Origin of the sequence: Sulfitobacter sp. SK011 (assembly GCF_003352065.1) — a bacterium.
GTDB lineage: Bacteria > Pseudomonadota > Alphaproteobacteria > Rhodobacterales > Rhodobacteraceae > Sulfitobacter.
Genome location: NZ_CP025803.1, coordinates 3,347,611 through 3,360,904, shown reverse-complemented (window position 1 = coordinate 3,360,904; position 13,294 = coordinate 3,347,611). Strand labels below are relative to the sequence as shown.

Annotated in this window: 13 protein-coding genes; 9 read left to right on the top strand and 4 right to left on the bottom strand. The window is 55.6% G+C overall.

All coding sequences use genetic code 11. From position 1 onward, the window contains the following. Window positions 1-95: 95 nt before the first annotated feature. The 6 genes from C1J02_RS16480 to dctP are packed head-to-tail and all read left to right on the top strand — an operon-like array spanning window position 96 to window position 5,617. Window positions 96-1,250 carry an LLM class flavin-dependent oxidoreductase gene (locus tag C1J02_RS16480; protein ID WP_114879553.1) on the top strand — a complete coding sequence of 385 codons (1,155 nt, stop codon included), beginning with the start codon at window positions 96-98 and terminating at the stop codon, window positions 1,248-1,250. Next, window positions 1,250-2,140: an aldo/keto reductase family oxidoreductase gene (locus tag C1J02_RS16475; protein ID WP_114879552.1), complete on the top strand. Its 891-nt coding sequence runs from the start codon at window positions 1,250-1,252 to the stop codon at window positions 2,138-2,140. The genes C1J02_RS16480 and C1J02_RS16475 overlap by 1 nt, the downstream gene beginning before the upstream one ends. After that, window positions 2,141-2,656 (top strand): flavin reductase family protein, encoded by a 516-nt coding sequence (locus C1J02_RS16470; protein ID WP_254693131.1) that lies wholly within the window; start codon window positions 2,141-2,143, stop codon window positions 2,654-2,656. Beyond that, window positions 2,656-3,237 (top strand): TRAP transporter small permease, encoded by a 582-nt coding sequence (locus C1J02_RS16465; RefSeq protein ID WP_114879551.1) that lies wholly within the window; start codon window positions 2,656-2,658, stop codon window positions 3,235-3,237. The genes C1J02_RS16470 and C1J02_RS16465 overlap by 1 nt, the downstream gene beginning before the upstream one ends. After that, entirely contained in the window at window positions 3,238-4,527 is a 1,290-nt protein-coding gene (locus C1J02_RS16460) for a TRAP transporter large permease (protein ID WP_114879550.1), read from the top strand. 31 nt (window positions 4,528-4,558) lie between these two features. Next, the gene (dctP, locus tag C1J02_RS16455) at window positions 4,559-5,617 is read left to right on the top strand and encodes a TRAP transporter substrate-binding protein DctP (protein WP_114879549.1); all 1,059 of its coding nucleotides are present in this window, start codon (window positions 4,559-4,561) and stop codon (window positions 5,615-5,617) included. 67 nt (window positions 5,618-5,684) lie between these two features. On the opposite strand, the gene C1J02_RS16450 is transcribed toward dctP, so the two are convergent. Further along, window positions 5,685-6,155 (bottom strand): tetratricopeptide repeat protein, encoded by a 471-nt coding sequence (locus C1J02_RS16450; RefSeq protein WP_114879548.1) that lies wholly within the window; start codon window positions 6,153-6,155, stop codon window positions 5,685-5,687. Between the two features lie 21 nt (window positions 6,156-6,176). Here C1J02_RS16450 and C1J02_RS16445 point away from each other — a divergent pair, with 21 nt between their 5' ends. Then, entirely contained in the window at window positions 6,177-7,481 is a 1,305-nt protein-coding gene (locus tag C1J02_RS16445; protein ID WP_114879547.1) for a cytochrome-c peroxidase, read from the top strand. A gap of 18 nt (window positions 7,482-7,499) precedes the next feature. Here the strand turns inward: C1J02_RS16445 and C1J02_RS16440 are convergent, their stop codons facing one another. The 3 genes from C1J02_RS16440 to C1J02_RS16430 all read right to left on the bottom strand — a co-directional run bounded on the left by C1J02_RS16440 (window position 7,500) and on the right by C1J02_RS16430 (window position 10,410). Further along, window positions 7,500-8,270: an ATP-binding cassette domain-containing protein gene (locus tag C1J02_RS16440; RefSeq protein WP_205389825.1), complete on the bottom strand. Its 771-nt coding sequence runs from the start codon at window positions 8,268-8,270 to the stop codon at window positions 7,500-7,502. After that, window positions 8,270-9,289, bottom strand: coding sequence for an ABC transporter permease (locus tag C1J02_RS16435; RefSeq protein WP_254693292.1), 1,020 nt, complete (start codon window positions 9,287-9,289; stop codon window positions 8,270-8,272). The genes C1J02_RS16440 and C1J02_RS16435 overlap by 1 nt, the downstream gene beginning before the upstream one ends. Window positions 9,290-9,390: 101 nt before the next feature. Further along, the gene (locus C1J02_RS16430; RefSeq protein ID WP_114879544.1) at window positions 9,391-10,410 is read right to left on the bottom strand and encodes a sugar ABC transporter substrate-binding protein; all 1,020 of its coding nucleotides are present in this window, start codon (window positions 10,408-10,410) and stop codon (window positions 9,391-9,393) included. Between the two features lie 170 nt (window positions 10,411-10,580). Here C1J02_RS16430 and C1J02_RS16425 point away from each other — a divergent pair, with 170 nt between their 5' ends. Further along, window positions 10,581-11,771 (top strand): ROK family transcriptional regulator, encoded by a 1,191-nt coding sequence (locus C1J02_RS16425; RefSeq protein ID WP_114879543.1) that lies wholly within the window; start codon window positions 10,581-10,583, stop codon window positions 11,769-11,771. Between the two features lie 98 nt (window positions 11,772-11,869). Then, on the top strand, window positions 11,870-13,294 hold the full coding sequence (locus tag C1J02_RS16420; RefSeq protein ID WP_114879542.1) for a circularly permuted type 2 ATP-grasp protein: 1,425 nt from the start codon (window positions 11,870-11,872) through the stop codon (window positions 13,292-13,294).

The window sequence follows — 13,294 nt, the reverse complement described above, 5'->3', positions numbered from 1 at the left end:
ACAGGGCTCGGTTTTCGAAATTGATACACTATTGATCTACATCAATTCGGGTGCTACGCAATACTTAAGTGAGAACCAATGCGCGGAGAACCCTGATGTCTGTCGTCCCCATCACCTCGGCTGATCTGACCGCAACGGAGGTGTCCTGGTTTTCTGCATTATGCTCTGATGATTATCAGTTTCTGGGTGTCCCTGATGGTGCCTTGCGGTCCAGTTGGGAGCATTGTTCGAACATCGTAAAGACCGCCGAGGCGCAGGGTTTTCGAAATATCCTGTGCCCGTCATCCTATCAGGTGGGGCAGGATACGCTGTCGTTTGTCGCGGGCTGTGCGCCGATCACCGAAACCATCAATCTGCTTGCTGCTGTGCGCTGCGGCGAGATGCAGCCGATCATGCTGGCCCGGACATTGGCAACCCTTGATCACATGCTCAAAGGTCGGCTGACGGTGAACATCATCAGCTCAGATTTCCCCGGTCAGAAAGAAGACAGCGCTTATCGCTATCAACGCTCTCGTGAGGTGGTTGAGATTCTCAAACAGGCCTGGACCCAGGACGAGATCAACCATCACGGTGAAATATACAATTTTGAAGGACTGACCACCGATCCGGTCAAACCCTATCAAACGGGCGGTCCGCTTCTTTATTTCGGAGGGTATTCGCCACAGGCTTTGGAACTCTGCGGACAGCATTGCGATGTCTACCTGATGTGGCCCGAAAAGATCGAAGAGTTGAAAGGTCGGATGCAGGCGGTCAACGCGGTTGCGCAAAGCCATGGTCGCACGCTGGACTATGGGTTGCGGGTGCACATGATCGTGCGCGACACCGAAGCGGAAGCCAAGGAATACGCCGATCATATCGTGTCCAAACTGGACGATGAATACGGCCGCATGATCCGTGACCGCGCGCTTGATTCCACCTCGCTTGGTGTGTCGCATCAGGCCAAGAACCGCGAGTTGGCGGATAAATTCGGCTATATTGAACCAAACCTGTGGACGGGTGTGGGCCGGGCACGTTCGGGATGTGGTGCAGCACTGGTCGGGTCAACGGATCAGGTTTTGTCCAAGATCGAAGAGTATAAAAAGATGGGCATCCGCGCCTTCATCTTTTCGGGCTATCCGCATCTGGATGAAGCAGTGCATTTTGGCAGTCGCGTTTTGCCCCAGTTGGAAACCTGTTCTTTGCCTCAGGTCTATGGCCGGGTTCCCGCAAACACACCCATGACACCCCTTGGCGCTGGAGATCGTACATAATGGAACGCGTAGCCCTGAAAAAAGATTTGAGCTTTAGCCGCATCATCTATGGCATGTGGCGCGTTGCGGACGACGCAGACACATCACCGAGCCATGTCGAGGCCAAAATTCAGGCAGCCCTGGATCAGGGCATCACGACCTTTGATCAGGCCGATATCTACGGCGGCTATACGGCTGAGGCGATTATGGGGGGCGCGCTGAAAGCCAATCCAGCGCTGCGCGCCCGGATGGAGATTGTCAGCAAATGCGACATCGTGGTGGATGCAGGGCGTCATGCGGGCGCGACGGTCAAGCACTATGACACCTCAAAGGCGCATATCAACGCCAGCGTGGATGCATCGCTGGCTGATATGGGCACAGAGCATATTGATCTTTTGCTGATCCACCGTCCCGATCCGTTTATGGATCATCATGAAACCGGCGCTGCACTGGATGCTGTTGTGGCATCGGGCAAAGTGGGTGCCATTGGGGTGTCGAATTTCAAACCATGGGATTGGGAGCTGCTGCAATCAGCGATGACCAATACACTCGTCACCAATCAGATTGAGATCAGCCTGGCTGAAATCTCTCCCTTCACAAATGGCGATCTGGCGTTTCACCAGCGGCTTGGCACGCATTTGATGGCATGGTCGCCACTGGGGGGCGGATCATTGATGACCGGTCAAGGTGCTGTGGCAAAAGCGATGGACAAGGTCGCCGCCGATCAAGGCGTTGACCGTGCCGCCGTTGCCGTTGCGTTCTTGTTGGCGCATCCGGCGAAAATCCTGCCAGTGATGGGCACCAACAACATCGACCGCATCAAAGGCATTTCAGATGCGTTGAAGGTCAAGATGGATCGTCAAACATGGTTCAAATTGTACGAGGCGGCTTTGGGTCGCGAGGTTGCGTAAATGGCGGATGGAGGTTCAGAAATGATGATGCAGGCGTTCAAACCGGACCCCACGAACACCCGCGCTTTGCGTGACGCCTTTGGGCGGTTTGCCTCGGGCATCACCATTGTCACCGCAGCGTCAGACGATGGTCCGGTCGGGATCACCGCCAACAGTTTTTCTTCGCTGTCGCTGGACCCGCCTTTGGTGTTGTGGTCGCCTGATGCGAAATCGCGGCGGTTTCCGTATTTTGCCGCCGCAAAACATTACGCCATCCATGTGCTGGCGGTGGAGCAAGAAGCACTGTGCCACGGGTTTTCCAAATCTGCCTTTGCATTTGACGGGCTGGACATGGACCTAAGCGCCAACGGCGTGCCGTTGATCAAGAATTGCCTTGCAAGATTCGAGTGCGAGCAGCGTATAGTATACCCCGGAGGCGATCATAAGATTGTTGTGGGGGAAGTTATGGCCGCAGAAATGCGCGATGGTGACGCACTCACTTTCTTCGCGGGTCAAATCAGATCGTTAGAAGGGTAATGCTCAGCATCGTCACATATCTTGCTCATTTCAATCGGTTTGTGCTGCGCATCGGGCGCGGCATCGGTGCGTTTGCAATGGCGGTGATGGTGCTGGCGATCCTGATACAGGTCGTCTTTCGCTATGGGTTCAACAACGCGTTGCCCTGGCCGGACGAGGCCGCGCGGTTCTGCATGCTGTGGATGACCGGACTGATGGCACCGACTGCGTTTCGCCGTGGTGGATTTGTAGCGATCGATATGTTCGGTCGCGCGCTGCCATCCTCAATCGGGCAAGTGCTGAACCTCGTGCTGCTGCTGATCTGCCTGCTTGTGCTGATTGTTGCGGTTCAGATCGGTTGGAGCGAGGTCACAGGCTTTGGCGGCCGGTTCAAGACGGCGGCGCTTTATCTGCCTACGTCCCTGGGGTTTGACACATGGTTTCGGATCCCGCGTTCATGGATGATGGCATCGCTTCTGGTGGGGGTTGTCCTGCTGACGCTTGTGAACATCGAACTGATCTTGCGTGCTTTTTTCACGCTCATTGGCAAGGGAGGCACGCTGCCGCCGGTTGCCTTTAGTGCCAAGACAGGAGCCGAGTAAATGCTGGTCTGGTTCCTGCCTGTTTTTCTGGTCTTTCTGCTGGTTGGTCTGCCGGTCTTTTTTGGCCTTTTGGCGGCTCCGGGTTTGCTGCTTTGGTTGAACGGTCAGGAAAAAGACATCACCCTTCTTTATCGTAATGTTTACAATGGTATGGACAGCTTTCCCTTGATGGCGATTCCGTTCTTCATGCTGGCTGGTGAGCTGATGAATAAGGGTGGCATCACCATGCGTTTGGTCGAATTTTCCCAAGCGCTGATGGGTCATCTGCGCGGCGGTCTGGCCCATGTGAACGTGCTGTCCTCGATGCTGTTTGCCGGGCTGTCTGGATCTGCGGTGGCTGATACATCGGCACTGGGGTCGATGCTGATCCCCGCGATGGAAAAACAGGGCTATACCACCCGGTTTGCGGCGGCGATTACGGCGGCCAGTTCTGTTATCGGGCCGATCATTCCGCCTTCTGGCATCATGATCATCTATGCCTATGTCATGGGCGAAAGCGTGGCCGCGCTGTTTCTTGCGGGCATCGTTCCCGGTGCCATGGTCGGGATAGGACTGATGGTCATGGTCAAATTCATGGCCGACAGGTACGATTTTCCGGTTGCCAGCCGCAGGTATTCCTGGGGCGAACGGGGCCAGGCCAGCCTCAAGGCATTCTTTCCGCTGTTAACGCCAGTGATCATTCTGGGCGGGATTCTGGCTGGTGTTTTCACACCGACTGAAGCTGCTGCCGTCGCGGTCGCCTATTCCCTGATCATCGGGTTTTTCGTGTTGCGCACGCTGACCATAAAGGAAATCCCGGACATTCTGATCCGTGCTGGTCTGACGTCTGCTGTCGTCATGTTGCTGGTGGGGGCGGCGATGGCGTTCAAAACGGTGGTCAGCCTGAGCCATACCCCCGAACATCTGGCGGAATTTGTGCTGACGCTTTCCAAGGATCCGCTGGTCTTGTTGTTCCTGATCAACCTTCTGCTTTTTGTGGTTGGCATGTTCTTGGATGCCGGTCCTGCGATCATCATTCTGGGTCCGATCTTGGGGCCAATCTTTGTGAGCCTTGGTGTCGATCCGATCCATTTTGCCATCATCATGAGCGTGAACCTGACCGTGGGACTTGCGACACCGCCGATGGGACTGGTGTTGTTTGTGGCCTCTGCAGTGTCAGGTGAACGGGTCGAGACCATCTCAAAGGCGATCCTGCCGTTTTTGGCGGTTGAGGTCATAGTGATCTTTCTGATCACCTACATTCCGGCACTATCGATGACGATCCCGCGGTTGACGGGTTTCGCGAATTAACAAAAATAACTGAGTATCTAGGGAGGAAATCATGCTCAAGAATACGATCAAATCACTCACCCTCGCGGCAATGCTTTCGGGCGCTGCCGTGTCGGCGATGGCGGCGGATTACAAAATCCGGGCGACCGCAAACTCCAATGAAAACGACGAAGATTATGATGGTCTGGTGGTGTTCAAGAACTACGTCGAAGCGGCATCGAATGGCGCGATCGAAGTGGAGCTTTTCATCGGGACCCAGCTTTGCTCAAATGGCGCGGAATGCCTGCAGGGTGTCGCCGATGGCACAGTCGATGTGTACATCTCCACGTCTGGCGGCGCGTCGGGGATTTTCCCTTATGTGCAGGTTCTTGATCTGCCGTATCTGATGGCAGATGACCGGATTGCCGAAAGCGTGTTGTCGGGCGATTTTACCCGTAAGATGCGGGCCATGGCCCTTGAAGATTCAGACAATTCCATCCGTCTGATGACCATTGGCAACACCGGTGGCTGGCGCAACTTTGCCAATACAAAGCGCCGGGTGGCTGAACCAGCGGACATGGCGGGTCTGAAAATCCGCACTGTGGTTGCCGACTTGCCGCAAGAGTTGGTCAAAGCGCTTGGTGCGTCGCCAACGCCGATCCCTTGGCCCGAACTTTTTACGTCTTTCCAGACCGGGGTGGTTGAAGGCTCCAAAAACGGCATTACCGACATCATGGGCATGAAGTTCCCTGATGCGGGTCTGCAATATGTCACGCTGGACGGTCACGCCTACATGGGTGCGCTGTGGTGGATGAACAACGAGAAGTTCATGGGCATGCCAGAGGATATGCGTCAGGTTGTGAATGATGGATTCTATGCCTTGCAGCAGGCAACCTTTGCGTCACCAAAACGTAAATCCATTGCGGCATACGAAGAATTTGTTGCAGGTGGTGGTGATCTCTATGTCCCGACACCTGAACAGAAAGCAGCCTTCAAAGAAGCCGCTTCGCCTGTCTATGACTGGTTCAAAAGCAATGTTGGTCGCGGCGAAGAGGTCTTTACCGCCCTCACAGAAGCTGTTGCCGCGGCTGAGGCTGATGTCAGTGCAGCACGGTCCGCTGACCTGAACTGATCTTGCACAATGGAATATGAAAATGGGCGGCAACGCCCATTTTCAGTGACCGGTGGTTGGGCACCCATCACCGAAACGGATACATCCAGACCTTGTAGTCAGCGATCAGGACATGCGCTTTTTCGATCTCTTCGGGGGTCATCTTTTTGACCACCTCTTCCAGACTGATGGCGGCATCGGGATCGCCGCCAATCGCCGACAGCGTGTACCACATATAAGCCCGGACCAGATCGGGCGCGGGCATGCCGCGGCCAACCTCGTAGTACCAGCCGATTCCCGATTGCGCGCCGGGATGCCCCTTGAGGGACGCGCGCAGATACCATTCAAAGGCGCGCTGATCGTCGCGCGGCACGCCAAGGCCCATCGCGTACATCACGCCGATCAACTCTTCGGCGTCCGCATTACCGGACCGCGCCGCTGGCCACAGCGCCTCTTTGGCCTGGGCAAATTTACCCGCCTCCATCAGATCGCGCGCCGCTTCGATGTCAGCAAAGGCAGGTGCCGCCATCAGCAGAAAGCCCATCAGTATCTTGCGCATCTGCTCACTCTTTTCTGTCTCATGGCGGTCCCGGTCAGTGCACAGACCGAACAGCAGATTGGGCCAGATGATTTCATCCCGTTTGACAGCAAACAGGCTGCTCTGGGTCAGCTTCTCTTTTACGACAGAATCCTGTCGGGCAACAGGAATATTGCGTGTTCGACCTGCCACCATCCTGATCTTGGCACAGGCGATGGTCTGTCGCTTGGCATTGGTGAGGGGGGTGAGGGTCTGGGGGCGGGGCGGACCGCCGGGACAGGTGCCAGCCTCATCAAAAAGCGCATCCCCCGCAATGCGCCCGGACTTTGGAACCTTGGGGCCAAAGGGCTGACGGTGATGTTTCATGATGGTCGGCTGAGTGTTTCGGATGCCTATCCCAGCGGTTTTGATTCACCGGCTGAGGAATGGCTGCCCACAGGTTTCAACTCTTTGCTTGCTGCGCAAGCGGTGTTTCCCCTTGTTGCGCAATTTGAGATGGCCGGTAACCCGCGCGAAAATGAAATCGCAGGTGCGGTGCATGACCGGATTGATGCGGCATGGCCGATTTTGGCAAAACGCGTGCGGGTCACAGGCGATTATGGTGCACGGTTTGTCGATGCTTTCGCGCATATCGACAAGGCCGAGGACGTCACGATTGTCGACATAGCCAATGCCCTTGCTGCGTTCATTGGCACGGAATGGCAAAGCATCGATAGCCCCTATGACCGGTTTCTGGCGGGTGATGGGGCGGCGCTTTCGGATGCGGCGCGACGGGGCAAGGACATGTTCTTTGGCAAAGGCGGATGTGCAAAATGTCATGCGGGCCCGCTGTTTTCCGATCAGTCATTTCATGCGCTGCGCCTGCCGCCGTTTGGGCCGGGTCGTACACGACGGTTTGATCCGATGATCCGCGATGTTGGCCGGATGGGTGAAAGTGATGTGTTGGAAGACGCGTACCGGTTTCGCACGCCAATGTTACGCAATGTGGCGTTGACAGCACCTTATGGGCACAACGGCGCGTATCCGACGCTTGCAGGTATCATCCGCCATCACGTCGATCCCGCGGGATCATTCGCACGCTGGACGCCTGCCATGGCCGCACTGCCCGATGCGCCTGCGATCAGCGCCATCGACTTTGTTGTCTGGAATGATCGGTTGGAAATGGCACGTCAGGCGGCGGCAAATGATCTTATGCCAGTGGCGATATCCGAAGAAGATATTGCAGACATCGAGGCCTTTTTGCACAGCCTGACGGGTGCTGCCGCGACCACGGGACGGCTTGGCATTCCCGTGTCGGTCCCCAGTGGTTTGCCGGTCGATCATGGGTCACTTGCAGAAGGCGACTGACAGGCAAACGTGGTGTGGTCACGCGGCCTCGGCTGGTGCTTCCTTTGCACCGGTCATAAACGCAACGGCATCGGACATTGTATAGTCCTTTGGATTGATCACACACAAACGTTTGCCGAGCCGGTGAATGTGGATGCGGTCCGCGACCTCAAACACATGGGGCATGTTGTGGCTGATCAGAATGATTGGAATGCCGCGCGATTTTACGTCCTGGATCAGTTCCAGAACTTTGCGGGATTCCTTTACCCCCAGAGCAGCAGTTGGTTCATCGAGGATGATCACCTTTGACCCAAATGCGGCGGCGCGGGCCACCGCAACACCCTGACGCTGGCCCCCGGACAGGGTTTCGACCGCCTGATTGATGTTCTGAATTGTCATCAGCCCAAGTTCGGTCAATTTTTCACGGGCCAACCGCTCCATTTTCGGGCGATCAAGCTTGCGGAACCATTTGCCCATGATCCCGGGATGGCGCAGTTCGCGACCCATGAACATATTGTCCGCGATCGACAGGGCAGGGGACATCGCAAGTGTTTGATAGACCGTTTCAATCCCAGCCTCGCGGGCCTGAATGGGGGATTTGAACTGGATCTCCTTGCCTTCAAGAAACACCTGGCCCCCATCCGGGATAACGGCACCTGACACGGCTTTGATCAAGGATGATTTGCCCGCACCGTTATCGCCGATAACAGCCAGAATTTCGCCGGGCATCAGATCAAAATCACAATGATCAAGTGCGGTTACTTTGCCGTAGCGCTTCACAAGGCCGCGGCCTTTTAGAATAGGTTCCATTATGCTGCCACCTTTCTGATCCATTGATCCACGGCCACCGCCGCGATGATAAGAACGCCGATCAGCAGATAGGTCCATTGTGCATCAGCACCCATCAGACGCAGGCCCAGCGTGAAGACACCAACGATCAACGCCCCAAAGAATGTTCCCAAGATGGAGCCGCGACCGCCAAAAAGCGATATGCCCCCGATCACCACCGCGGTGATACTTTCGATGTTCAAAAGCTGTCCTGATGTCGGCGAGACAGAGCCGATGCGGCCAATCAAGGCCCATCCGGCAAATGCACAGATCAAGCCGGCGACCGCGTAGACAGAGATGATCGTGCCTTTGACGTTTACGCCAGACAGTTCTGCTGCCTCAGGGTCGTCGCCCACCGCATATACATGACGCCCCCAGGCGGTGTGTTTTAGCACATAGGCCAGCAGGATCACCAACACGACCAGGAACACGACACCGACGGTAAACACCGCAGCACCTACGTTGAATTTTGCCCCCAGGAACTGGAGAAGTGCGGCGTTGGCTGCGATATCCTGACTGCGGATCGTTTCGTTGGCGGAATACAGAAAATTGGCGGCCAGCACGATTTGCCACATGCCAAGCGTTACGATGAACGGCGGCAATTTCATGACCGCAACAAGCCAGCCGTTTGCATAGCCGATGGCCGTCCCAGCCAGCAGACCGCACACGACCGCGATTTCAACGGGAATGCCATATCGGAAGGTAAATTGCCCCATCACAACGGATGAGATGACCGCAATCGCCCCGACGCTCAGGTCGATGCCTGCGGTCAGGATCACCAGCGACTGTGCCGCCGCTACGATGCCCACGATCTGCACCTGTTGCAGGATCAAGGTTAAGGCAAAGGGTGAGAAAAACTTGGATCCCAGAAGAAAGCCAAACACAATGATAGAGGCCAGCAAAACGATCAATGGCACCAGTGCCGGGTTGGTATGCAGCCAGTGCTGGAGCGTGCCGACGATCCCCCGGTGGGGATCATCAAATTTTGCGATCCCGTCCATTTTTGTGTCTGCATTCGACATTGGGTCCCTCCCGTTAACCTGAAAAGGGGCGGGCCAAGCCGCCCCTTTCATTCACGTTGGTCACTGATGCTTGGTCGATTTTAGCCCCAGCAGAGGTTCGTACCCTCTTCGGTGTCGATGCTTTCAACGCCGTCCACGGGTTCATCCGTGACCAGTGAAACACCAGTATCGAAGAAGTCTTTTCCCGGTGTCAATGCAGGCTTGGTGCCGTCTTTGGCCCATGCTGCGATGGCCTCAACACCTTTGGATGCCATCAGCATCGGATACTGCTGTGAGGTGGCACCGATGACGCCGTCCTTGATGTTTGCGATGCCGGGGCAGCCGCCATCAACAGACACGATCAGCACGTCATTTTCACGGCCGATGGATTTCAGCGCCTCATAGGCACCCGCCGCGGCAGGTTCGTTGATGGTGTAGACCACGTTGATTTCGGGATCTTTGACAAGCAGGTTCTCCATGGCTTTGCGGCCGCCCTCTTCGTTACCGGCGGTGACATCGTTGCCAACAATGCGGGGGTCGGTTTCATCGCCATTCACGTTGGGGTCGGCCAGGTCGATCCCGAACCCCTGCAAGAAGCCCTGATCGCGCAGAACGCCAACAGTTGGCTGCGACACGGCCAGATCCAGCATCGCGATTTTCGCATTTGCGGCGTCATCACCCAATTTGGCAGCGGCCCATTTGCCGATCAATTCACCGGCAAGGAAGTTGTCAGTGGCGAATGTCGCATCAGCTGCATCAATGGGTGACAGCGGTGTGTCGAGCGCAATAACAACAAGCCCTGCATCACGCGCCTGCTGTACCGATGCAACGATAGAGGATGTGTCGGATGCGGTCAGCAAGATGCCTTTTGCACCATCCGCAATGCATGTTTCGATGGCTGCAACCTGGGTCTCGTGGTCACCATCAATTTTGCCTGCAAATGATTTGAGCGTCATACCAAGCTCTGCGGCTTTTGCTTCTGCGCCCTCTTTCATCTTGACGAAGAACGGGTTGGTATCAGTTTTGGTGATCAGGCAAGCGGTGACAGCGTGACCATCAGCGAAAGCAGCACCAGTCAGTGCAGTCATGGTAACGGCGGTGGTGGCGAGTAGTTTCTTCATGATGTCCTCCCAGACGTTGATCCGAATATCGGAGCGGCTATCCGCAGTATTCGCGGAACTCTTCTAAAAAGAACTGATTCTTGTCGCTGCGTCAATAAATAAATAAACTTGATTTATTAATTCGATGTGTCATCTTTAACAGGTCGGACTTTGCATGTAAGGCCTCAGGAATGGATGGGTCGAAAATCAGAGCTCTTAGTGGTGGCGTCAACCAAAGTGGTTTGCGCGATCATAACGAACGCCTGCTACTTTCGATGCTTCAGCGTAACGGTCCGATGCCGGGCAGCGATCTGGCGCGGGTTGCCGGACTGTCGCCACAGACGGTTTCCGTGATCATGAGAAAACTGGAGAAGGACGGGTTGCTGGCGCGCGGTACGCCAGTTCGCGGGAAGGTCGGAAAGCCTTCGGTCCCGATGAGGCTTGCGCCGGATGGGGTGTTTTCACTTGGCGCTAACATTGGGCGGCGCAGTGCAAAGATCGTCTTGATGGATTTTACCGGCGTTGTCCGCGCTGAACGATCGGCCTCGTTCCCGTATCCGCTGCCGGCTGAGATATTTTCATTCTTAAAGGAAGCATGTGCTGATCTGACGAATGTGTTGCCAGAGAATTTGCAGGATCGCATTTGCGGGATTGGCATTGCCGCCCCCTTTGAGCTTTGGAACTGGCATGAAATGGTTGGTGCCAGCGCTGAGGAATTCGCGCTTTGGAAGGGTGTGAGTTTTCAGGAGGAAGTCGCCGCATTTTCCGATTTGCCGGTCCATGTTGTAAACGATGCAACGGCGGCCTGCCGGGCAGAGCATGTCTATGGGCGCGGCAAGGAATTCCGTGATTACGCTTATTTCTTTGTTGCCGCCTTTGTCGGAGGCGGGGTCGTGTTGAACCATTCTGTGTTTGAAGGGCATCAGGGAAATGCCGGCGCACTTGGATCATTGCGCAGTGTCGGGCCGAATGGTGAAAGCCGCCAGTTGATCGATATTGCTTCCATACATCTTCTTGAGGCGCGTCTGGTCGAAGTTGGTCTGGACCCTCGCGGTCTTTGGAGCAGCGATGACTGGAGCCCCTATGAACGCTATGTCGAACCCTGGATCAGGCAGACAGCGCAGGAACTGGCAAAGGCGGCGCTGTCCACCTGCGCGGTGATCGATTTTGAGGCCATTCTGATCGACGGGGGATTGCCGCCAGACGTCAAACGCACCCTTGTTGAGCGCACCCGACGCTACATCTCGAACCAAGACACGCGCGGGTTGATCCCCCCTCAGATCGAAGCAGGTGAGATGGGGCGCAAGGCGCGTGAAGTCGGGGCCGCTTGCGGGCCGATCTGGTCGCAATTTCTTCTGAAATCAAATGCTGGTCTGACATGAAACGCTTGGAACTGCCTAATATTTAGGCAAAAAACCAAGCTGGCCACTCATTCTGGCGTGATCATTGCCAACCCAAATCAAACCTCTAAGGTTGGGTCATGGTCAAACCCACCTCTTTTTTCAGCGAAATGCACAGCAATTGTGCCGCCCGCCCGCCCTATGGGGAATACAACACCTGGTTTTCCGGTCAGAACAATGAGCGTCTGGCGAAGAAATCACACGAGGCCGAAGCCTTTTTCCGCCGCACCGGGATTACCTTTAACGTCTATGGGCAAAGTGATGCCGAAGAGCGGCTGATCCCCTTTGATCTGGTGCCGCGGATATTGTCGGGACGCGAATGGACGAAATTGTCCAGAGGGATCGAACAGCGGGTCGTTGCGATCAACGCATTTCTGCATGACATTTATAACCGTCAGGAGATCTTGCGCGCGGGCATCATCCCAACCGAATTGATAGCGCAGAACGATGCCTTCTTGCCCCAGATGATCGATTTCACTCCGCCGGGTGGCGTCTATACGCATATTGTCGGGACCGACATTGTGCGCACAGGCGAAGACGATTTTTTCGTGCTGGAGGATAATGCACGCACGCCGTCTGGCGTCAGTTATATGTTGGAAAACCGCGAAACGATGCTGCAGATGTTTCCGGAACTTTTCAGCAGCATCAAGGTGCAACCGGTCAGTGACTATCCCAAGAACCTGCGCCGCTCGCTTGAGGCTTGTGCGCCAACATCTTGTTCGGGTCGCCCACGAGTTGTTGTGCTGACGCCGGGAATTCACAACTCGGCATATTACGAGCACAGCTTTCTCGCCGATCAAATGGGTGTCGAACTGGTCGAAGGGCATGATCTGCGGGTCGTTGATGGTCATATCGCCATGCGGACGACCCGTGGGTACAAAACCATCGACGTAATTTATCGCAGGGTGGATGACGAATATCTTGACCCGCTGACCTTTAACCCCGCGTCCATGCTGGGCGTGCCGGGGATCATGGATGTCTACCGCGCGGGAAATATCGCAATTGCAAATGCGCCCGGTACGGGCGTTGCCGATGACAAAGCGGTCTACAGCTATATCCCTGAAATTGTTAAATTCTACACTGGCGAACCGGCGATCCTGAAGAACGTTGAAACGCACCGGTGTTCTGAACCTGATCGGCTTCAATACGTGCTCGATAATCTCGCTGATCTGGTCGTCAAAGAGGTCCATGGTTCGGGCGGCTACGGCATGCTTGTGGGGCCTGCGGCGAGCAAGAAAGAACTGGCAGATTTTGCTGACAAGCTGCGCGCACGACCTGCCAACTATATCGCCCAACCGACGCTGGCGCTGTCCACTGTGCCGATCTTCAGCGAAAGCGGTCTGGCCCCGCGCCATGTCGATTTGCGGCCCTTTGCGCTGGTCTCGCCCAAGGGGGTGAACATCACGCCTGGTGGTCTGACGCGGGTTGCACTGAAAGAAGGCTCTTTGGTTGTAAATTCCAGCCAGGGCGGCGGCACCAAAGACACTTGGGTATTGGAAGACTGA